Below are 21,357 nucleotides of genomic sequence, written 5' to 3'. Positions count from 1 at the left end.
TGTGAGGAGTCCGTCCCCCTATGTCCACTGGCAACTTGTTGTATGCCCAATCCGGCGGCGTCACCGCCGTCATCAACGCCACCGCTGCCGGCGTTATCACCGAAGCGCGTGCGCGCAAGATCAAGGTGTTGGCCGCCCGCAACGGCATCCTGGGCGCGCTGCGCGAGGAGCTGATCGATACCTCCAAGGAATCGGCGTCCGCGATCGCCGCACTGGCGCAGACACCCGGCGGCGCGTTCGGCTCGTGCCGCTACAAGCTCAAGTCGCTCGAACAGGACAGCGCCAAGTACGAACGCCTGCTCGACGTGCTGCGCGCACATGACGTGCGCTGGTTCCTCTACAACGGCGGCAACGATTCGGCCGACACCGCATGGAAGGTCTCGCAGCTGGCCAAGGCCTACGGCTACCCGCTGCACTGCATCGGCGTGCCCAAGACCATCGACAACGATCTTGCGGTAACCGACACCTGCCCCGGCTTCGGCTCGGCGGCCAAATACACCGCGGTGTCGGTGCGCGAAGCCGCACTGGATGTCGCCGCGATGGCCGACACCTCCACCAAGGTTTTCATCTACGAAGCGATGGGCCGCCACGCCGGCTGGCTTGCGGCCGCAGCGGGGCTCGCAGGTCAGGGCCCGGACGATGCACCGCAGATCATCCTGCTGCCCGAGCGCGCCTACGACCAAGCCGCGTTCCTGGCCAAGGTGAAACAGGTCGTCGAGAAGGTCGGCTGGTGCGTGGTGGTCGCCAGCGAAGGCATCCAGGACGCACACGGCAACTTCGTCGCCGATGCCGGTGGCGCAGCCGACTCATTCGGCCACGCGCAACTGGGCGGTGTGGCCGCATTCCTGGCCGCACAGGTCAAACAGGAACTGGGCTACAAGGTGCACTGGACCCTGCCGGATTACCTGCAGCGTTCCGCGCGCCACCTCGCCTCCAAGACCGACTGGGAACAGGCCCAGGCCGTCGGCAAGGCCGCCGTGCAATACGCACTCAAGGGCATGAACGCGGTGATTCCGGTGATCGAACGCGTCAGCGACGCCCCCTATCGCTGGAAGATCGTGCCCGCCCCGCTGCACAAGGTGGCCAATCACGAAAAGAAGATGCCGCCCAGCTTCCTGCGCAAGGATGGCTTCGGCATCACCGACCGCGCCCGCCGCTATTTCGCCCCACTGATCAAGGGCGAAGCCCCGCTGGCCTACGGCAACGACGGCCTGCCGAAGTATGTGACGTTGAAGAACATGGCGGTGGCGAAGAAATTGCCGGTGTGGGAGGGGTGAGGCCGCCAAGGCGACGGCTAGCAGTGTGAGACGTCGCCTTGTCCTGGATCGAGCCCGAGCTATGAACGCGGCACATATGTTGTGCGCGCCGTCACAGTTGCGATAGGCTTGAGACGCACGCTGACCGCAACGGCCAGCGCTGCATCCAGGGGAAACAACAGTGCAGGGAACGCCGTCTCATCCATTAATCGTGGGCGTCATTTTTTTGCTCGCATTGCGACTGTTGGGCGATGGCGCGTATGCAGAACAGGCGTCTGAACCTAGACGTGCTTCATGGCATTTGTCAGCGCCACCATCTCCCGTATCTTTCGGCATCCAAACGCCAGGGTCTGACCAAGCAAAATCTTCCGCTTCCGTCATTCCGGAAGGAACATCGGTGATCGTTGAACTCACCGAAGTCCTGTCGTCATCGACGCATCGGCGCGGCGATCGCTTTCGACTGCAGTTGGCCGAACCACTGGTCATTGATGGACAGCAGGTACTCGCTGCGGGAATCGCTGGCGTGGGGGAAGTGGTGCATGCCGCAGTGGCTCGCAGCGGCGGTGCAGCGGGAGAACTGCTACTTGCCGCACGCAGCCTTCAATGCAACGAGCAGACCATCGTATTACGCGGCTTCAAATTGGGCGCCACCGGAAAAGACCGTAGCGCGCCCGCGATTGGCGTTGCCACGCTGGGCGGGCCGCTGGGAATGTTTATCCGTGGCGGAGAGATCGAAATCCCGTCAGGCACGCGTGGCACTGCAAAACTGGCAGTCGCAGTACCGCGCGCAATATGCGCACCTCAAACCTTTCCCTCTACCACTTCTTAGGAGCAACCATGCGTCAACTGTTGAGCATCACCTCACTGGCCCTCTTGCTGACGGCGGCGCAAGCCTCAGCGCTCCCCGTCAACGCAGTGAGTACTGCTACCACCGAGGCCGCCGCTTCGGCCAACGCCGGTTTGATTGGATCCGCTCCAGCAGACAAGGCGCAGATTGTGTTTTTCAGACCATCAAAGTTTGCCGGCGGAGCCGTCGGATTCAAGGTGCGCGAGGGCGAAACCGAATTGGGCAAACTGCGTAGCGGAAAGTATTTCGTGGCGCTGGTGCAACCGGGGACGCATCAATACGCCGTGCATTCCGAAAAGAAAGACATCCTGAACATCGAAGTCGAGGCGGGTGAGACCTACTACGTCCAGGGTGGCATCACCATGGGCATCCTAGCTGGCCGTCCGAATCTCTCACCCTCTGATCAAGCGACATTCGAAGGCATGGCTGCCAAGCTCGAACGCGCGGAATAACGCCAAGGTTCGCAATGGGCTTGCATAGCGCGTTGCGAACACGACTTCCTACTGACAAGCCTTACCTTCGACCGCCATCTGCGCAGCAAACATCGGCACCTGCGGAATCTTGCCGGCGGCCGCCTGTTGTTTGGCATCTTCCAGGTAGATGCGTGACTGGCCTTGGCCGTCGAGCTGCGGTTTGGCATCCACCGGTTTGCGCCACACGCGCACGACCGCCTGTTGACTCGGGCAGGCCGCGCTTGGGACGCGGATCACGTCGTTGAAGATCCAGCCCGACGCAACACTCGGTGTTGCCTTGGCGTAGTCCACAAAGCGCGCACGTGGCTGACAGGTGGGGCTGCTGCGCACGACCGAGAACGTGTAGGGCTGTGCAGCATTGCCGGTGAACACACCTTCTAAGCGGGCACAGGCTTCTGGAATCTGTCGCAAGGTGTGTACTGCACCGACGGCTTGCGCAGTGCCAGGCGGGCGGGCCTTCAACTCCGGCGTTGGATCTGCAGCGATTGCGCTACCGGTAAACAGCATGGCGGCCAGCACAGCGGCGCACCTGGACGCGGCATCGTTCGACATAGTTACTCCTGGATCGGCTCGGTCACGTTGGCCGCAGGCTGTCATGTCGCGACTGAACGACGCGCCAAAGCCGCGGTGGTGGCACCCCTGCAAGCTGCGGCGCATACTCGATCGCGATCCGGCCACCTGAACATCGCGACGCGCATTACGGCCCTTGTGACCGTCGAGTTCGTATTCGTTGTCACTCGCTGCGTGCGTCGCCCTTGGTTCGTCCCGACCGGATGACATCCATTCTCTTGGGAGGGGTCATGCTGGAACACTACGGGTTAGGGCTTGCGCTGGGCTGTGCGGTATTGGCAATTTTGTACGGGATCGTGTCGGCGCGCTGGGTGGTCGCGCAGCCAAGCGGTAACGCGCGCATGCAGGAGATCGCGGCGGCGATCCAGGAAGGCGCCCGCGCCTATCTCAATCGGCAGTACCTCACGATTTCGATCGCCGGCGGCGTGCTGTTCGTATTGGTCGGGCTGTTTCTGAGCTGGTACACGGCGATCGGGTTTGCGCTCGGCGCGGTGCTGTCGGGGTTGGCCGGCTATATCGGCATGAATGTGTCGGTGCGCGCCAACGTGCGCACTGCCGAAGCCGCACGGCATGGCATCGGCCGTGCGATGGATGTGGCATTCCGGGGCGGCGCCATCACCGGCATGTTGGTGGTGGGACTGGGCTTGTTGGGCGTGGCCGGTTATTACGCCGTGCTGCAGGCCATGGGGTTGCCGCTGGAGCAGAACCTGCATGCCTTGGTCGGCCTGGCGTTTGGCTCATCGTTGATCTCGATCTTCGCGCGTCTGGGTGGCGGTATTTTCACCAAGGGGGCGGACGTGGGGGCGGATCTGGTTGGCAAGGTCGAGGCCGGCATCCCCGAAGACGACCCGCGTAATCCTGCGGTGATTGCCGACAACGTCGGCGATAACGTGGGCGACTGCGCGGGCATGGCAGCGGATCTGTTCGAGACCTACGCCGTCACCGTGATCGCCACCATGCTGCTCGGCAGCCTGACCCTGGCCGAAACCGGGCCGCATGCGGTGCTGTATCCACTGGTATTGGGCGGTGTCTCGATCATCGCATCGATCGTGGGCGCGGCCTTCGTCAAGGTCAAAGCAGGCGGCTCGATCATGGGGGCGCTCTACAAAGGCGTGATCATCTCCGGCGTGCTGGCTGCGCTGGCCTATTGGCCGATCACCCAGACACTGATGCGCGACAACAGCCATGGCGCGACCTCGCTCTATGCCTGCGCATTGATCGGCCTGGTGCTCACCGGCTTGATCGTGTGGATTACCGAGTACTACACCGGCACCCAATACGCACCGGTGCAGCATGTCGCCTCTGCCAGCACCACCGGACACGGCACCAACATCATCGCCGGCCTCGGTATCTCGATGAAATCCACCGCGCTGCCGGTGATCGCGGTGTGCGCAGCGATCTGGGGTGCGTTTCACTTTGGCGGCTTGTATGGCATTGCGATCGCTGCCACGGCGATGCTGTCGATGGCCGGCATGATCGTGGCGCTGGATGCGTATGGCCCCATCACCGACAACGCCGGTGGCATCGCAGAAATGGCCGAACTGCCACCGGAAGTGCGCGCGATCACCGACCCATTGGATGCCGTCGGCAACACCACCAAGGCGGTCACCAAAGGCTACGCGATCGGCTCGGCCGCTCTAGCGGCGCTGGTGCTGTTTGCCGACTACACCCACAACCTGCAGGCGGCCAATCCCACTGAAGTCTTCGCCTTCGATCTGTCGGACCACACCGTGATCATCGGTCTATTGATCGGCGGATTGATCCCCTATCTATTCGGCGCAATGGCAATGGAAGCGGTGGGCCGCGCGGCGGGCGCAGTGGTCGAAGAAGTGCGACGTCAGTTCCGCGAGATCCCCGGCATCATGGCCGGCACCGCCAAGCCGCAATACGACCGCGCGGTGGACATGCTGACCCGCTCGGCGATCCGCGAAATGATCGTGCCCTCGCTGTTGCCGGTGGTGGTCCCGATCGTGGTCGGGCTGTTGCTGGGGCCACGGGCACTGGGTGGATTGTTGATCGGCACCATCGTGACCGGGCTGTTCCTGGCCATTTCGATGACCACCGGCGGCGGAGCCTGGGACAACGCCAAGAAGTACATCGAAGACGGCCATTTCGGCGGCAAGGGCAGCGAAGCGCACAAGGCGGCGATCACCGGCGACACCGTCGGCGACCCGTACAAGGACACCGCAGGGCCGGCAATCAATCCGTTGATCAAGATCATCAACATCGTGGCGCTGCTGCTGGTGCCGCTGTTGTAGCACGGCATGCCCGCAGGGATCTCGGACCTGCGGCCATAGGGCCGCAGGTCATTGCGCGGGAAAGCTGGCTATCGCGTCGGACAATACTGACGTCACTGTCTTCGCAGCGAACGTATTGGCGGTCGTTTGGCGTCCCTGCGGCACTGCGAACGTGCGCCGTCATAACGTGGCAGCAACGACACCCGCCTTTGCCATCTCTCAAAGACAGCCAATCTCAAAGACAGCCAATCAGGCCGTCGTAGATCGGCGGCGCGCCGCCCGGCAGCGGCTCGAACAAGGGGTTGGTTACCGCAAGCACACGGTACATCTCGTCCAGGCGCGTGCCGGCTTTCAGGGGCGCCGTGCAGCGCCAGACCCGGCTGTCGGAGCGGAGATAGCCGCTACGCGGATCGACGCTGATCTCGCTCGCACCGAAGGTCCAGATGCAACTGCGCACCACGCCGGTGACGCGGTGGACCGAGCAACGAAAGCGCAGCGGCTGGTAGTCGCTGAATTCGCCTCCGCAGAAGGTGTCGCCGCAGATATTGTCGAAATCACGGTCCAAGCGCTGCTCCAGATCGACGAAGGCCTCCCAGCCCTCTCCATTGGCCGGCCAGTCCACCGCGTCCACGTAAGTGGGTAGTGGCGTTGCCGCAGCGGCCACCTGGGCCGCGAGGGACAGCAGCAGTACGACGAGCAAGCGTGCGAGCCTGAACATGGCGTTTCCCCGAGCAGTGGATGAGCCTGCAGCGTGCCCGGTGCCCAGAGAAGCAGCGATCAGCGAGCCACCCGTGATGAATGCAGGCTATGCCGCATCGGACCCTCAGAAGATTGCCCATTCAGTGTCGCTGCAGCGCAACAGCCGAACGCGTAGAATCGCGCTCCACACACTGCTGACGCTTCGGAGCTACCCGCATGGGCCTTGAACTGGTCACCTCTGGCAAGAATCTGCCGGAAGAAATCAACGTCGTCATCGAAATCCCCAAGGATTCGGAGCCGGTCAAGTACGAAGTGGACAAGGCCAGCGGCGCGATCTTTGTCGACCGCATCCTGTCGACCCCGATGCGTTACCCCTGCAACTACGGCTATGTGCCCAACACCCTGTGCGGCGACGGCGATCCGGCCGACGTGCTGGTGGTCCTGCCGCTGCCGCTGGTCCCGGGGTCGGTGGTGCGCTGCCGTCCAGTCGGCGTGCTGCGCATGAGCGACGAGGCCGGCAGCGACGAAAAGATCCTGGCGGTGCCGATCGAGAAGATCTTCTCCGGCTACGCGCATATCGAAGATATCAACCAGGTGTCCAGCCACTGGATGGAGCGCATCGGTCACTTCTTCGAGCATTACAAGGATCTGGAGAAGGGCAAGTGGGTCAAGCTCGACGGCTGGGGCGGCGCGGCCGAGGCCAAGCGCATCCTGGTCGAATCGGTGGAACGCTATAATTCCGACGCGCCCTGAGCCGTTGGCCGTAACACTGCTCCGCACTTGCGGAGCGACCGGGATCACGCTTTTGCCGTGATCCCGGTGACCGCCGCCGGTAGATTGGGTACATTGCCGAGTTGCGTTTGGCCGGCGTCTACCGTCGGTGACTTCTGGGGAAGTGTCTTGCGTATTCTGTTTGTTGGGGACGAAGCCAGTCTTCCGTCCGACCTGGTCGACTACGTCGCCGATCTCGGCGACCAGTGGCAGGCGCAGCAGGTGGCCGATGGAAATTCGGCGATCGAAGCTGCCGCGTTGTCGCCATTCGATGCCGTCATCGTTGCCCCGGTGTTGCCGGACCTGACTGCTGCCACGTTGCTGGGGCAGATCCGTACGCTGCGCCCGGACACCATCCGCATCGCGCTGATCGATGCCCAGGACGGCCAGCGGACGCCGCCGGCCCGCATCATCGGCGTGGCACATCGTTTCCTGCCGATGCCGCTGGCGCCGGAAGTCCTGCTCGAAGCCGTCACCAGCCTGGAAGAACTGCGCGACCTGCTCAGCAATCCGCGCTTGCGCGCGGCGATCGGACGTATCGAAAAACTGCCCTCGCCGCCGCACCTGTATCTGAGCCTGATGCATGCGCTGGAAGAAGACGATGGCGCCGATGCGGCCGACATCGCCAAGCTCATCGCCGGCGACCCGGCGATTGCGGCCAAGGTGCTGCAGCTGTGCAATTCGGCGTTCTTTTCCGGCGGACGCAGCATCACCGACCTGCGCACGGCGGTCACCCGCCTGGGCGTGGCGACGCTGCGCGACCTGGTGCTGGCCAGCGAAGTGTTCTCGGTGCAGACGCTGACCCCGGCCGAGCGTAGCGCGATGCAGCGCCGTGCCCTGCTCTCTTCGCGACTGGCGGCGAAAGTGTTGCCACCCACCAGCGCCGAACTCGGCTCCACCGCCGCCTTGCTGGCCGACATCGGCCTGCTGTTGCCGGGCGTGCGCGATGAGCGCGAACCGCCACTGGAAGGCGGCGACGAGCGCCTGGGCCATACCGAAGCCGGCGCGTATCTGCTTGGCCTGTGGGGCCTGCCGATGCCGATCATCGAAGCAGTGGCGTTCCACCGCCATCCGCAGCGCTCCAGCCTGCGCAGCTTCTGGGTGACCGGTGCGGTGCATGTCGCCACGGCACTGGCCAGCGGCGAGACGGTGGACGAAGAGTATCTGTCCAAGGTCGGCGTCATTTCCCGACTGCCGACCTGGCGCGAGCAGGCCGAGACGTTGCTGGGGCTTGCCGAGGCGTGAGTGACCGCACCACTTGGTGCGAATAGTGAAACGATGGAGGCGCGAGAGATTCGCGCCTTTTTCTTTGGCGTTGCAGATAGCGCGGAGGGGTGCAGCAGCCCTTTGCAGCGTGCAGCTTTCGCATGGTTGCCCTGGACACCGGGATGCGCCCTTCCAGATGGCTATGCAGGTTTCTACGCAGCGCTGGCGCACGACACAACGTCAGGAGCGCTGCGTTCGTCGCATCCCGGCACCAGGAATGACGGACATAAAAAAAGCGGGCCTTTCGGCCCGCTTTTCGTTACGACGCTTCGATGATCAGAAGCGCTGGTTGTACTGCACGAACAGGAAGCGGTCGTAATCCAGCATCGGATCGATCGCCGCAGTGCTGCTGTTGGTGATCGAGTAGGTCACCGGCGGCTGCTTGTTCCAGATGTTGCGGGCACCAACGGTCACGCTGCCATCCCACGGAGCCTGCCAGGTGACAGAGACGTCCTGATAGGAGATCGAGCCCTTCTTGTTGGAACCGGTACCGCCGCCCCAGCCCGGATTCGGGGTCTGGTAGTTCGGGTTGTTGCACTCGATGCCTGCCGCTGCATCCCAGCAGTAATCGCGGAAGCCGCCGTAGTAACGCAGGTTCCAGTTGGCCGACAACGCGCCCAGCGACCAGTCCAGACCCAAGGTGGCACGCACGCGCGGGAAGTTCCAGTAGCCGGCGGAGTTTGCCCACTCGGCACCGGCTTCTGCCTGCGACTTGTAGGTCGCCAGGTAGTTGGTGTCCAGGTTGACAGCGAACTTGCCGTACGCGGTTTCCGGCATGCGGTAACGCACACCGAAGTTGTAGCCTTCGGTTTCCAGACGGCCCAGGTTGACGTTGCCGCGGCTCAGCGTGGTGACCTGGCCGGTGACCGCGTCGCGACCGTAGTCGGCGCAGTAGCTGGCCAGATTGTTGAGGTAGCAGTTGTTCAACACATCATTGGCCGTCAACGCGGTGATGATGTTGGAGATCGAAATGCGGTACCAGTCCAACGAGAAGTCCAGGCCCTGCACCCAATGCGGGCTGTAGACCATGCCCACGGTGCGGGTGATGCTGTACTCGGGTTCGAGTTCGGCATTGCCCACGCCAGAGTTGAACGGTGCGTTGCCCTGCACGTCGCGACGCGTGACCGCGTTGCCCGCGGTATCGGTCTGACGGAAACCAGCCGGCAAGCCTTCGCCAGCGCAACGTGCTGCCACGCCCGCGTTGCCCAGCGAGCCGAAGGTGGCGTCGCACGGATCGGTGAAGGTATCGAACGTCTGCGAGCCGCCACCGAAGGTGTCCGACAGGGTCGGCGCACGGAAACCGGTGCCGTAGGTACCGCGCACCAGCAGGTCGTCGATCGGCTTCCAGGTGAAGCTGAACTTGCTGTTGGTGGTGTCGCCAAAGCGGCTGTAGTTGCTGTAGCGCGCGGCCACGTCGAACGACAGTTCCTTGGCGCCCGGCAGATCCTTCAGCACCGGAATCAACAGCTCCAGGTAGGCTTCGTTGGTCTGGTAGCGACCTTCGGTGGCCTGTGCCGCCAGGTCGGTGGTGTAACCGGCGCTGGACAGCTGATCCGGATAGTCGTAACCGCTGATTTCGCGGTGCTCGACGCCTGCGGCGAAGCCCAGCTCACCGGCCGGCAGATCGAACAGACCACCGGTGACGTTGGCGGTCCACTGCTTGCTCAGGCTCTGCTGCGTGGCCTGACCCAGCGCATTGATGTACTGCAACGCGTTCGGCGTGGAGGCCGACGGGCCACCCAGGATGTTGAACGGGGTGCACTGGCCCAGCGCATTGCTGGTACCTAGCGCGATCGGAGCCGCTGCGGTACCGCACTGCACTTGACCCTGTGCATTGAGGAACGACGGGCCCAGTGCCTTCTGCAGCGCCAGCAAGTTGATGTTGCCGCGCGAAACCTGCGTCACATCGTACTTGTTGTAGTTGAAGCCAACGTCCCAGTTCCAGCCGTGGCTGCCGACGTCGAACACGCCTTCCAGCGCTGCATCGAAGTGCAGGGTCTTGACGTTGCTTTCGGTGGTACGCGGCAACTCAACCGTACGGCGGAACCAGCTGTTGATGTCCTGGCCAACCGGGTTGTAGTAGCTGCTGCCACTGATCGCCACCGGGAACTGCGGCTGCGAAGAAGCTTGCAGCGGGTAGCCGGCGATCTGACGGTTCGAGTCGCGCTCGGAGTACATCGCGGTCGACTTGAAGGTCACGCTGTCGGTCAGGTTGTAGCTGCCGGTCGTGAAGATCGACTTGTTGCGGCTGGACTGCTGCAACATCATCTGGTCGACGGAATTGAAATAGTCGTCGGTGGTGATGTCGTTGTGGTAGTTGGCGATGTTGCGCGAATCCGCGCCCACGCCACGGCCGTCGAACGAACCGGTGTGGTTGAGGATGTAGGTCTGGTCGTTGGAGGTGAAGCGACCCCACGGGCCGGTTGCACTCAGACCATCTTCGATGTGGTTCGGGCCGGCCGAGTAACGGGTCAGCGCGCGGTCCTTGGCCCACACCGGGTCTTCGTTGGTGTAGTTGACGCCGAACACCAGCGAGGCGCGGTCGGTGGTGGTGCCGGCGGTGAAGGAGTACTGCTCCTTGGAACCGTCGCCACGACCGTTCTGGCCGAAGTACGCCGAGGCTTCTGCACCGTCGTAGTTCTGACGCAGGATGATGTTGACCACACCTGCAACAGCGTCGGAGCCGTAGATCGCCGAGGCGCCGTCCTTCAGGACTTCGATGCGCTCGATCAGCGAGCTCGGGATGGTGGACATGTCGGTCAGGCCGTTCAGGCTGCTGGTCCAACGCTTGCCGTTCACCAACACCAGGGTACGGTTCTCACCCAGGTTGTAGAGGTTGACGTACTGGCCGCCCTGTTCCGGATCCGAGGTCAGCACAGCAGCCTTGCTGTAAGTCTGCGTACCGGCAATCGACAGGTTCTGGAGGATGTCACCAACGCTCACCAGGCCGGACTTCTGAATGTCCTGCTGGGAGACGGTGAAGACCGGCTGTGCGGTTTCGACGTCGACCGAGCGGATGCGCGAGCCGGTGATTTCGATGCGGTCCAGCGTCGTGGTCGACGGGGCGGACTGCTCTTGTGCGTTGGCGGCAAAAGCCGGCGTCAACGCGATCGCAATACCGGCGGGCAACAGGCCCAGCCGCACTGCGGAGGTGCGAAGGTTCATCAATCTCTCCAGGGTTCGTTAGTGGCGCGTTAAGCGCCCCCGTGCAAATTACGTTTGCGTGAACGCCGTCGCTTTGCGCGTCACGTTCCGTGGCTTTGCCGAATCTGGCGGATTGGTCGTCTGCTCGCGATAACGCGATGCAGAGACGCCAAAACGCGCACGAAATGCGCGTGCGAAGCTGCAGCAATTGTCGAAGCCGCTTGCGGCCGCAACCTCACCGATCATCATCGAGGTATCGCGCAGCAAGTCGGAGGCTCGCTCCAGCCGCAAACGTGCCGACAACGCCTGCGGGCTTTCTTCGTACAGGCTCTGGAATGTCTTGGAAACGTACCAACTGGAGAAGTTGGTCAGCTGCGCCAGTTCGCTGATGCGCACCACGCGGTCACTGTTGCCTTCCAGATAGAGCCGGGCGCGCTGCATGCGGCCGAACACTTGACGGCGGCGGCTACGCGAGCGACCCGGGCAACGCTGCTCCTGCTCGACAAAGTCGCGCTGCATCGCCGCCAGATGCAGCAACAACGGGCGCGCCGATGCGCTGCCGCTCTGCAAGGCCGCGTTACGCCACAGCCGCAGCGCAATGCGCAGGTCGCTGCGCGACAACTGACTACGGCCCGGGTACAGCGTGGCATCGGTCAACTCGGCCAACGACTGCAAGCTGGTGCCATCCAGGCTGACGCCAACGCACAGCGCGCTGCGATCTGCCTGCACGGTGGGATGCGAGTCCTTATCGAAGGCGATCCAGTCGCCGGCGCGCAGCCGGAAACGACCTTCCTTGGACTCCACCCAGGCGCGACCCCGCAACTGCACCCACAAGGTGAATGTCGCAGCGGCGGTACGGATGCTACCCAGACGCGAGACGGCCAGACAGGTGGTCGATGTCGAGTCGCTGGCACCGTCCAGGCAGAGTGCGAGCCCGCGATCGGCAGTGATGACCTGTTGCATGTTGGCAGCCCCTTGTACAAAAGAGGGCGTAGTGTTTTGCCGAATCTGGCGTGAGTCAGGACGTTTCGACGAAGCTCTGCCGAAATTGCCACGAAGCCTTTCCGAAGGAGTTACGAGGCTATTTTTCTCAACACCATCAACAGGTTGGAGATGAAGCCGACGGACACCGATGGCTGCTCCGGCAATGCCATGTAGGCGATCGCGCTGCCGTCTTCTTCGGCCAGCGCCACATACATCGCACCGCTGCGCTGATCCAGGCTGAAACCGTTGATGGTGGTGAACTTCGCCGCGTCCAGGCACTGCGCGCGACCGCCGCCGAGCGCACTGTCGTGCGTGGCGCAACTGTCATTGGACGACAGGTAATGCACCTGACCCTGGGTTCCCGGCGCCCAGCTGCGATAGCGCCAACGCGATGGTTGCTGCGCGTCCACCGGCTGCACGGTATCGGCGGCCAGGGTTGGCGCGATCTGCCATAGCCCTGCCCCGCTCAGATGCGTAAACAGCACCTGCCCACTGATGCGATCCAGGCGCACCTGCGAGACATCCTGCAGCGTGGCCAGCGCGCGCCAGGGGCTGCTGCTGCGGTCGTATAGCGTGGCAAAGGTATGACCATCGTCGGCCGCAGCCACGACCAGCAACCGGTTGGGATCGGGAAGATGGATCGCCTGCAATGGCCGCGCTTGCGGTACCGGCAGGCGTACCGTCTTGCCGGTGCTCGGAGTCACTTCAAAGAGCGCAGCGTGTCCATCCGCGTCGCTGCCGCTGACCAGCACTTGCTGCGAATCGGCCGACCAATCGGCAGCCTGTCGCGCATCCGGCCGAATCCCTTCGATCAACCGCACCGAGCCAGGATTGGTGACATCGCCCCACCACAACCCATACGCACCGGAGCGATTGGACGCGAAGATGAGCTGACGCCCGTCGGGCGCAATCATTGGTTGATCGTCGCGCCCATTGGAGGGAAACAGGCGGCGCCGGATGTAGCCACCATTCATGGGGTCGTGGATGACCTGATACACCCCAAATTGCGGCTTGCGCTGCACAAAGACCAGATGCCCGTGCGCCACGTCCGGCGCCTGCGCATCGTCCACGCCCAGATCGTGCAGGCTACGAGCGACCAGATCGAGCCGATACAAACGCGCTTCGCTATCCACGCGACGCCCGAAGATCAGCCCACTGCCGTCCGGCAACCAGCTCCAACCACGGATATCGGCATTGTCGTGCGTCAATCGCTCCGCGCTGCCGCCTTGCGCGGGTATCCGCCACAAATCACCCAGCTGCGGATTGCGCAGAAACACAATCCATTGCCCGTCCGGGGAATAGCGCGGTGCGTAGTCGAAGTCGGTCGGTTGCGCGCTGTACGTCAATCCCTGCCATTGCCCGGTCTCAAGATCGAGACGCCGGATTCGCGCTGCGCCTTGCGGGCCGGTCATGCTGCCGAACAACAACGCGCGGCCGTCGGGCGACCAGCTGAAACTGAGCATGTCCGCGCCATCGCAGCGCACCACCTCGCGGGCTGCAGACTCACCTGCCGCAGCAGCGATCATGATCCTGCAACTTCCATCCGGCGATTGCCGGGAAAACGCGATTTCGCGCCCATCCGGCGACCAGGCGGGCAGTCGATCCGAGATGCCGGGCGCAGGCGCTTCCAGCACGCGCGGATACGCGTTGTCGGTCGTCTTGACCAGGATCGAGGTCCCCTGCCGATCGCTGGTCAGCGAGGCGTAGGCCACCCTGCTGCCGTCGGGCGAGAGGCTGGGCGTGAGGTCGAATCCGCCGCCTGCGGTGATGACCTGGTACGGCCGCTTGGGGCTGCCCGGAACAGCTGCCGGCGTTGCGCCCTCGGTTGCCGGGGCACGCAGCCACAGCGTGCGTGCCGCGAGGCCTAGCACCACCACCAACGCCAGGCTGGCCACAGCCAGCGTCATCCAGCGGCGTCGGCGCGGCGTCATTGCTGCAGCAGGCAACGGCGCTGCAGCTTGTTCCGGCGTGCGATGACTGGCCTCAGCCGCAGTGCTCACCGCATCTGTAGCGGACGGCGCGTTCTGCACGGACTGCTGCACGCCAGGCGACGCCGGCGTGGATGCGGTCTGCGCCTGCATCGCCGACACATCCGCGTACGCCTCCCACGCCACCGGCGCCATCAGGCGGTACCCGGTCTTGGCAATCGTCTCGATGTACTCGGAACGCTGACTACCGCTGCTGGCAAACGCTTTTCGCAGCTGCGTCACCGCCTGGGTCACGACATCGTTGGTGGGCAGGGTATCCGGCCACACCTCGGCGAGCAGCTGCTCGCGCGTAACCACCTGCCCTGGCTGTCTTGCCAGGGTCAGCAGCACCGCCAACGATTTGGGAGGCAATCGCAAGGCCCGCCGCGCGCCCGGTGCGTGCACTTCGCGCGAGGCAACGTCGACCACACACGGCCCGACACGCAGCCGGCCAGATGACATTGCAGTAGCAGGAGGAACACTCATCGGCAAAGACACGCATCGGCATGCAAGGACTACAAAGACGCATCGCACTGAGTGCGAAACGCCAAATTCAGCAAAGGACCACGACCAACTGTGTCATGCATCCAATTGGTGCAAATTTTACTCTATGCCTCGTTGCTTCCTATGACAGGCGGCGACGTCAGGCTCTCTCTCTCTCGCCGACGAATTCAAATAATTACGATGTTCCCTTCGCGCCTTCTGGCGCGATTTTTTTATCTGCGATTCAGCTAAAACGCCGCAAAGCCTTATCTGTTGTAACCGCTTGCAGCGCGATCGCATCGCGGCACTTGCGCGCAGCGATGCGATCTGGTCAACCAAAGCTGAATTTTTGATAAGCGGGCCGTGCGCTACGGGCAACCCAATGCAGGTCTGCGGACTAGGAGGCGCGATAGACCTGCGCACCCTGCGCCAGAAACTGCGAGGCCTTCTCTTCCATGCCAGCCGACAAGGCGTGCTCTTCGCCCATGCCATGTTCGGCCGCGTAGTCGCGCACATCTTGGGTGATCTTCATCGAACAGAAGTGCGGCCCGCACATCGAACAGAAATGCGCCAGCTTGTGCGCGTCCTTGGGCAGGGTTTCGTCGTGAAACTCCTTGGCCTTTTCCGGATCCAGCCCGAGATGGAACTGGTCGTCCCAACGGAACTCGAAGCGCGCCTTGCTCAGGGCGTTGTCGCGCACCTGTGCGCCTGGATGTCCCTTGGCCAGATCGGCCGCATGCGCGGCAATCTTGTAGGCCATGATGCCGTCGCGCACGTCCTGCCGATTGGGCAGGCCCAGATGCTCCTTGGGCGTGACATAGCAGAGCATCGCGGTACCGAACCAGCCGATCATCGCCGCGCCGATCGCGCTGGTGATGTGGTCGTAGCCGGGCGCGATGTCCGTGGTTAACGGCCCCAAGGTGTAGAACGGCGCTTCTCCGCATTCGCGCAGCTGCTTGTCCATGTTCTCCTTGATCAACTGCATCGGCACATGCCCAGGCCCTTCGATCATGGTCTGCACATCGTGCTTCCAGGCGAGTTTGGTCAACTCGCCCAGCGTTTCCAGCTCACCGAACTGCGCGGCGTCGTTGGCATCGGCGATGCAACCCGGACGTAACCCATCGCCCAGCGAAAACGCCACGTCGTACGCCTTCATGATCTGGCAGATATCCTCAAAGTGCGTGTAGAGAAAGTTCTCCTTGTGGTGCGCCAGACACCACTTGGCCATGATCGATCCACCACGCGACACGATGCCCGTCACCCGCTTCGCAGTGAGCGGCACATAGCGCAACAGCACACCGGCGTGGATGGTGAAGTAGTCCACGCCCTGCTCGGCCTGCTCGATCAAGGTGTCGCGAAAGATCTCCCAGGTCAGTTCTTCCGCACGACCATCGACTTTTTCCAGCGCCTGATAGATCGGCACCGTGCCGATCGGCACCGGCGAGTTGCGGATGATCCACTCGCGCGTTTCATGGATGTGCTTGCCGGTAGAAAGATCCATCACCGTGTCGCCGCCCCAGCGGATCGACCACACCAGTTTTTCCACTTCTTCTGCAATGCCCGACGACACCGCGCTGTTGCCGATGTTGGCGTTGATCTTGGTCAGGAAATTACGACCGATGATCATCGGTTCGCTTTCCGGGTGGTTGATGTTGTTGGGCAGGATCGCGCGGCCGCGGGCGATCTCATCACGCACGAATTCCGGCGTGATGCGCTGCTGGATCGACGCACCAAACGATTCACCGGGATGTTGCTTGCGCAGCATCGCATCGGTGACGGCCTCCAGGCGCTGGTTCTCGCGGATCGCCACGAACTCCATCTCTGGGGTAACGATGCCGCGACGTGCGTAATGCATCTGGGTGACATTGGCACCGGCGCGCGCCACCCGTGGCAGGCGCCTTGCGGGGAAGCGCACCGCATCCAGCCGCGCATCGTGTTCGCGGCCGCGCCCGAAGTGCGAACTTAAGGTGTCCAGCGCCACCGTATCGCCACGTTCGGCAATCCAGTCGGCGCGCAACGGCGCAAGGCCGGCAGCAAGATCGATCGCCACCTGCGGATCGGTGTACGGCCCGGAGGTGTCGTAGACGCTGAGCGGCGCATTGTCTTCGCCGCCGAACAGCGTCGGCGTGCGCGTCAATACGATCTCGCGCATCGGCACCTGCAGGTCGGTACGCGAGCCGGAAACGAAGATCTTGCGAGAGCCGGGGATCGGCTGGGTCACAGCCTCGGATAACGATTGGGCTTGTTGTTGCAAAACGGTGGGCGCGGCATTCATGGCGTTCGTCCTGTGTGCTGGAAAACCAGCACCAAGGGCGCTGGCTCTGCGAAGAAGTCGCAGTGCGGACGAAGCGGCGGCGCTCAACACTCAGGTGCCCGTGCAGTCACGGACCCTCGCATCTAACGAAGCTTCCCTACGCCGGTATGAGCCGGATCAGGTTCGAAGGGACTATCTCAACCGCAGCGCACTGCGGTACCCCCACTTCGGCGGCGATTAAACCACATCGCCGATACCGGCAGCATGCGCGGTTGCGTGCATGCAGCACTGACGCGCCGCGCGGAAGCTACCCGATGAACGCAGGAGTGCAGCTGACATGCCCAGACATGTTCACGGCACATCGGCTGGCTAGCGTGGCCGCACAACAACCAGAAAACTGCTCTCTCTCCATTGCCGCCGCACTCCGGCGGCATTTTTTATCGGCCACTTGCAGCCGCCGGCCACGTTTCGTTATCGTCGCGTGAAACACAGGGATGGACGACGCGAATGCAATGGATGCAACGGTGTGCGTGGATCGCAGTAGTGCTGATCGGGACGGTGGGACCTGGCGTGGCGGCCGAGCCGCTACCGGCGGAAGCATTCGTCGAATCCGGCCCAATCTCCTCGCCCGCGATGTCGCCGGACGGCAAGCACCTGGCGGTCAGCGCCGATCTTGGGGATGGCAGCTACGCGCTGGTGGTGTATCGCATCGCCGACATGCAATCCACCACCATGCTGCGCTTGCCGCGCTACGAGTTGCCGGTGCGCATTGCCTGGGTCAGCGACCGGCGGCTGGTGATCGGCAAGGGTCGCAAGCTCGGCTCGCTGGAAGAACCTGTGCCGATGGGCGAGATCATCGCCACCGACCTGGATGGCGGCAATCAGCGCTACGTCTACGGCTACCAGCAAAGCACGCGCAATGCCGGGCTGGAGCGCGGCTTCGGCTACATCGAAGGGCTGCCGAGCCGGCGTAACGGGCACTTCTACATGCGGCGGCTGTCGCTGGATTCGCGCCATTCGATGCTGTACGACGTGGACGCGAGCACCACCACCCACCGGCTGATGGCCGACATCGACGTGCCGCGCCTGAGGTTCGTGCTCGACAACGATGATGTGGCGCAGTACGCCTACGGCACCGATGACGACGACAATTCGCTGCTGTTCCGCCGCAACGGCAACGGCTGGACGCCACTGACGCAGGTCCAGGCCAATTGGCGCCCAATTGCGTTTGCCGAACAGCCCGGTCGTGTCTATGGCTGGTACAGCGTCTCCGGCGGCCCGGCGGCATTGGTGTCCAGCGATCCGGACGGCCAACAGCGCAGCGTACTGGCGTCCGACCCGTTCTACGACGTGGATGATCTGCAATGGAGCCCGGCACCCTATGCACCGTTCGCGGCCCGACTGGGACCGGGCCGGCCCGCGCTGCGCTATACCGCGCCCGACAGCGCACCGGCGCAGTTGCATCGCAGCCTCAGCGAGACCTTGGCGGGTCAGTACGTGGATTTCGTCAACTTCACCGAAGATGGCAGCGCCGTGCTGCTGAAGGCCTATAGCGACCGCGATGCCGGCGCCTGGTACATCTTCAATCGCCCGACCAATACGCTCAAGCTCGTCATCAAGGCCCGTAGCGCCCTGCCCGCGGCACTGATGAGCGAGCGGCGCATGGTGCGCTTCCAGGCTCGCGACGGGCTGGCGCTGGACGGCGTACTAACCGTTCCGGCAGCGGCCGGCCAGGGCGCGCCCCTGCCGATGATCCTGCTGCCACATGGCGGCCCGCATGCCGACGGCGACGGTTGGGCATTCGATACCGATGCGCAATTTCTCGCCAGCCGCGGCTACCTGGTGCTGCAGGTCAACTATCGCGGCGGCACCGGCCGCGGCAATGCCTTCGAACGCGCGGGCTACCGCCAGTGGGGAGAAAAGATCCAGGACGATCTGGTGGATGGCGTGCGTTGGGCGATTGACCAGGGCCTGGCCGATCGATCGCGCATCTGCAGCTACGGCGCCAGTTTTGGCGCGTACGCGGCGATGATGGTGCAGGTGAAGGCACCGGACCTGTTCCGCTGCGCGGTGGGGGTGGCCGGCATCTACGACCTGCAGATGATGTACACCAAAGGCGATATCAATCAGAGCGCGTCCGGCACCAATTACCTGCAACGCGTGATCGGCCGCGACGCAGCCGACCTTGCCGCGCACTCGCCGGTTTCGCTGGCCGAACGCATCAAGGCACCCGTGCTGTTGGTCCACGGCGAAGAGGATGAGCGTGCGCCCTTTGCCCAGGCCAAGAGCCTGCGTGCTGCGCTCACGCGTAGCGGCAACGCGCCCGAATGGATGGCGGTGCCCAAGGAAGGCCACGGGTTTTACAAGGACGCCAACCAGATCGCCTTTTACCGCACCCTAGAAGGCTTCCTGGCCAAACAGTTGGGTAATCCGACAACCGCAGCGGCGGGCGGCACCACGCCGACCACGCCGCAGTAACGCCGGCTCACGTCACTCCAGCGTATAGCCCACCCGCAGGCCGCCCCAATGCTTGCGGCCGACGAAGATCGGGGCAGACAGATCGAACATGATCTGGCCGGTATCGCGGCGGTAGACCTGCAGGCGGTATGGGTCGGTATGCGCGCCGACGCTGCGGCCAACGCGGTCGGAGAACTTGCGCTTGGTGCGGTTGCCGACCAGATCGCGCTTGGGGTCGCCGGTCAGTGGCTGGGTGAAACGGAGATTGTGGGTAGGCACGTAGCCGTCGGGATTGGCGCAGATCGCAAACACGATCCACGGATGCGCATCCAGCAAGGGCTCCTGCAACGGAGGCAGCACGTGATCGCACACCGCGTCGAAGTCGGTGCTGAACTTGGGCGGCTCCACACCGGCAATCGGGGTGTAGGTACGCGCGAACAACGCCGCTTCGTCGATCTGCCCACGCGCGATGGCCTGTGCCAATGCAATGCCGATCTTGCCCGCCGTGGCGACGGCGAGTTCCTTGACGCGCGCGTGCCTGGGCACCTGCAGCGGATCGGCCGGCAGGCGGAACAGACCCACGCAGTCGCGCAAGGTTTCGGTGCCGCGTTCCAGCGCTTCGCTGCGTTCGGCCACGTGCGCGGCGTGCTGCAGATTGCTGCGGCCCAGCGCCACCACCCCATCCACGGCACGCTCGATGCCGCGAATTTCGCCGTCCTGTGCCTGGATGCGCCCGGCCACCGTGGTCATCGCGCTACTGGCCTGCCCAAGCACACGGGTGATGCCATCGAGCACCGCCTCGGTGCCGCGCGCGGAGGCAGCGCCCTCGCCCACTGCAGCGCTGGTTTCGGCCAGGATCGCGCGCACATCGCGCGCCGCCGCAGCGGCACGTTCGGCCAGACGGCGAATCTCGGTGGCGACCACCGCAAAGCCGCGCCCGGCAGCGCCGGCATGCGCCGCTTCGATACTGGCGTTGATCGACAGAATATTGGTCTGAAACGCCACCGAGTCGATGACCTCGATGACCTCGCCGGCACGTGCCGCGCGGCGTTCCACTTCGTGCATGGCCTGGCCCAGCGCATGTGCCGCGGCCACGCCTTGCCGCGCGCTTTCATCGGCGCTGGCGGCCAGCGCGATGACCTGGGCCAGCTCGGCATTGACGTCCTGCAGGCTCGACGACAGCCGCTCCACTGCAGTGCGTGCGCCGTCCAGCGCCTCGGTTTGCGCCTGCGACTGGCGCACCATCTCGTCGTTTTCGGCCACCAACGGCGGCACTTCGGCGGCGATCTGCACCGACAGCGCCACTGCCTGTCGGATCGCTTCGGCCAGATTGCCGAAGCCGGCCTGCAGCCGGCGCCCCATGTCGGTGTCGGCCAGACCGGGCGGGAGCAGCAGTTCCAGTTCGCAGCCAGCCAACGCCTGCGCGGTGCGCTCCAGCACGGTGCGGTCTTCGTGTTCGGCCTGCAGGCGTGCCACCAAGGGCTGCAACAGCGGGGAGATCGGCACCGGGCGGCTACCGTCGGCCAGCCGCGTGGCTTCGCGCAACAAAATGGCGGTCTCGACATGCGGCAACGACAGCATCCAGCCGCCGTACTCGCGGTCGCGGACGTAACGCACGCGCCGGGCCGGGTCGTCGCCCGGCGCAGCCCACACGCCTTCGTCGCCAACCAGATCGGTGGCGCTCAATCCCCACAGCACGGATGCCGGCAGACCGTCCAATTCAGTGGCGGTCTTGCCAAGCACGTCGAGGCCGGCGCGGTTGCAGGCCACCACACACGCCTCCGCCGACAGCCGCAGCAAGGCAACCGGTGCGTCGGGAAGCAGGGCCGCACGCGTGTGCGACGGCAGGTCGGGCGATTGCATCGAGCTCATGGGGATTCCTAAACCATCAGTGTCATTAGCGGCGCGCGGTGGGCAGAATTGAGCGGCGTACTCATCCGTGGCGGCTT

At 63.9% G+C, this 21,357-nt stretch carries 14 protein-coding genes and 1 riboswitch; of the genes, 7 read left to right on the top strand and 7 right to left on the bottom strand.

Features of this window, described 5'->3' with window-relative positions; translation table 11 throughout:
- Positions 1-20: 20 nt before the first annotated feature.
- The 3 genes from ASF90_RS08605 to ASF90_RS08600 all read left to right on the top strand — a co-directional run bounded on the left by ASF90_RS08605 (position 21) and on the right by ASF90_RS08600 (position 2,555).
- Positions 21-1,277 (top strand): 6-phosphofructokinase, encoded by a 1,257-nt coding sequence (locus ASF90_RS08605; protein WP_055848479.1) that lies wholly within the window; start codon positions 21-23, stop codon positions 1,275-1,277.
- A 376-nt stretch (positions 1,278-1,653) separates the two neighbouring features.
- Positions 1,654-2,085, top strand: coding sequence for a hypothetical protein (locus ASF90_RS23385; RefSeq protein ID WP_153066577.1), 432 nt, complete (start codon positions 1,654-1,656; stop codon positions 2,083-2,085).
- Between the two features lie 8 nt (positions 2,086-2,093).
- Positions 2,094-2,555 carry a DUF2846 domain-containing protein gene (locus ASF90_RS08600; RefSeq protein WP_055848475.1) on the top strand — a complete coding sequence of 154 codons (462 nt, stop codon included), beginning with the start codon at positions 2,094-2,096 and terminating at the stop codon, positions 2,553-2,555.
- A 48-nt stretch (positions 2,556-2,603) separates the two neighbouring features.
- Here the strand turns inward: ASF90_RS08600 and ASF90_RS08595 are convergent, their stop codons facing one another.
- Positions 2,604-3,128, bottom strand: coding sequence for a hypothetical protein (locus ASF90_RS08595; protein ID WP_055848472.1), 525 nt, complete (start codon positions 3,126-3,128; stop codon positions 2,604-2,606).
- 248 nt (positions 3,129-3,376) lie between these two features.
- On the opposite strand from ASF90_RS08595, the gene ASF90_RS08590 reads away from it, so the two are divergent.
- A complete protein-coding gene (locus ASF90_RS08590; protein WP_055848469.1) occupies positions 3,377-5,404 on the top strand; it encodes a sodium-translocating pyrophosphatase in 2,028 nt (675 codons plus the stop codon).
- 214 nt (positions 5,405-5,618) lie between these two features.
- On the opposite strand, the gene ASF90_RS08585 is transcribed toward ASF90_RS08590, so the two are convergent.
- The gene (locus ASF90_RS08585) at positions 5,619-6,101 is read right to left on the bottom strand and encodes a hypothetical protein (RefSeq protein WP_055848466.1); all 483 of its coding nucleotides are present in this window, start codon (positions 6,099-6,101) and stop codon (positions 5,619-5,621) included.
- A 197-nt stretch (positions 6,102-6,298) separates the two neighbouring features.
- On the opposite strand from ASF90_RS08585, the gene ppa reads away from it, so the two are divergent.
- Positions 6,299-6,835, top strand: a complete 537-nt coding sequence (gene ppa, locus ASF90_RS08580) for an inorganic diphosphatase (RefSeq protein WP_005990841.1) — start codon at positions 6,299-6,301, stop codon at positions 6,833-6,835.
- Positions 6,836-6,982: 147 nt separating this feature from the next.
- Complete coding sequence (locus ASF90_RS08575) at positions 6,983-8,098, top strand: HDOD domain-containing protein (RefSeq protein ID WP_055848462.1); 1,116 nt, start codon at positions 6,983-6,985, stop codon at positions 8,096-8,098.
- Positions 8,099-8,395: 297 nt separating this feature from the next.
- Here ASF90_RS08575 and ASF90_RS08570 read toward each other — a convergent pair whose 3' ends face one another.
- From ASF90_RS08570 to thiC, 4 genes are all read right to left on the bottom strand, one after another.
- Positions 8,396-11,284 (bottom strand): TonB-dependent receptor, encoded by a 2,889-nt coding sequence (locus ASF90_RS08570; RefSeq protein WP_055848459.1) that lies wholly within the window; start codon positions 11,282-11,284, stop codon positions 8,396-8,398.
- Between the two features lie 48 nt (positions 11,285-11,332).
- A complete protein-coding gene (locus ASF90_RS08565; protein ID WP_055848457.1) occupies positions 11,333-12,226 on the bottom strand; it encodes a helix-turn-helix transcriptional regulator in 894 nt (297 codons plus the stop codon).
- A gap of 110 nt (positions 12,227-12,336) precedes the next feature.
- Positions 12,337-14,676: a winged helix-turn-helix domain-containing protein gene (locus tag ASF90_RS08560; RefSeq protein WP_055848454.1), complete on the bottom strand. Its 2,340-nt coding sequence runs from the start codon at positions 14,674-14,676 to the stop codon at positions 12,337-12,339.
- 418 nt (positions 14,677-15,094) lie between these two features.
- Positions 15,095-16,972: a phosphomethylpyrimidine synthase ThiC gene (gene thiC, locus ASF90_RS08555; protein ID WP_055848450.1), complete on the bottom strand. Its 1,878-nt coding sequence runs from the start codon at positions 16,970-16,972 to the stop codon at positions 15,095-15,097.
- A 115-nt stretch (positions 16,973-17,087) separates the two neighbouring features.
- Positions 17,088-17,185, bottom strand: a riboswitch (TPP riboswitch).
- A gap of 273 nt (positions 17,186-17,458) precedes the next feature.
- Between thiC and ASF90_RS08550 the strand changes: the two genes are divergently transcribed.
- A complete protein-coding gene (locus tag ASF90_RS08550) occupies positions 17,459-19,429 on the top strand; it encodes a prolyl oligopeptidase family serine peptidase (RefSeq protein ID WP_055848448.1) in 1,971 nt (656 codons plus the stop codon).
- Positions 19,430-19,441: 12 nt separating this feature from the next.
- On the opposite strand, the gene ASF90_RS08545 is transcribed toward ASF90_RS08550, so the two are convergent.
- Complete coding sequence (locus tag ASF90_RS08545; protein WP_055848445.1) at positions 19,442-21,280, bottom strand: methyl-accepting chemotaxis protein; 1,839 nt, start codon at positions 21,278-21,280, stop codon at positions 19,442-19,444.
- Positions 21,281-21,357: the final 77 nt, after the last annotated feature.

The sequence above is a fragment of the Xanthomonas sp. Leaf148 genome (assembly GCF_001423585.1).
Lineage (GTDB): Bacteria > Pseudomonadota > Gammaproteobacteria > Xanthomonadales > Xanthomonadaceae > Xanthomonas.
The sequence above is the reverse complement of the archived record's forward strand: the minus strand, read 5'-3'. Positions and strand labels throughout refer to the sequence as shown.

Excerpts from the sequence above, each read along its gene's own strand:
- ASF90_RS08560 (WP_055848454.1), bottom strand. The coding sequence starts at position 14,676 with ATGTCATCTGGCCGGCTGCGTGTCGGGCCGTGTGTGGTCGACGTTGCC.
- ASF90_RS08550 (WP_055848448.1), top strand. The coding sequence starts at position 17,459 with ATGCAATGGATGCAACGGTGTGCGTGGATCGCAGTAGTGCTGATCGGG.
- ASF90_RS08595 (WP_055848472.1), bottom strand. The coding sequence starts at position 3,128 with ATGTCGAACGATGCCGCGTCCAGGTGCGCCGCTGTGCTGGCCGCCATG.
- ppa (WP_005990841.1), top strand. The coding sequence starts at position 6,299 with ATGGGCCTTGAACTGGTCACCTCTGGCAAGAATCTGCCGGAAGAAATC.
- thiC (WP_055848450.1), bottom strand. The coding sequence starts at position 16,972 with ATGAATGCCGCGCCCACCGTTTTGCAACAACAAGCCCAATCGTTATCC.
- ASF90_RS08585 (WP_055848466.1), bottom strand. The coding sequence starts at position 6,101 with ATGTTCAGGCTCGCACGCTTGCTCGTCGTACTGCTGCTGTCCCTCGCG.
- ASF90_RS08600 (WP_055848475.1), top strand. The coding sequence starts at position 2,094 with ATGCGTCAACTGTTGAGCATCACCTCACTGGCCCTCTTGCTGACGGCG.
- ASF90_RS08590 (WP_055848469.1), top strand. The coding sequence starts at position 3,377 with ATGCTGGAACACTACGGGTTAGGGCTTGCGCTGGGCTGTGCGGTATTG.
- ASF90_RS08605 (WP_055848479.1), top strand. The coding sequence starts at position 21 with ATGTCCACTGGCAACTTGTTGTATGCCCAATCCGGCGGCGTCACCGCC.
- ASF90_RS08570 (WP_055848459.1), bottom strand. The coding sequence starts at position 11,284 with ATGAACCTTCGCACCTCCGCAGTGCGGCTGGGCCTGTTGCCCGCCGGT.
- ASF90_RS08545 (WP_055848445.1), bottom strand. The coding sequence starts at position 21,280 with ATGAGCTCGATGCAATCGCCCGACCTGCCGTCGCACACGCGTGCGGCC.
- ASF90_RS08565 (WP_055848457.1), bottom strand. The coding sequence starts at position 12,226 with ATGCAACAGGTCATCACTGCCGATCGCGGGCTCGCACTCTGCCTGGAC.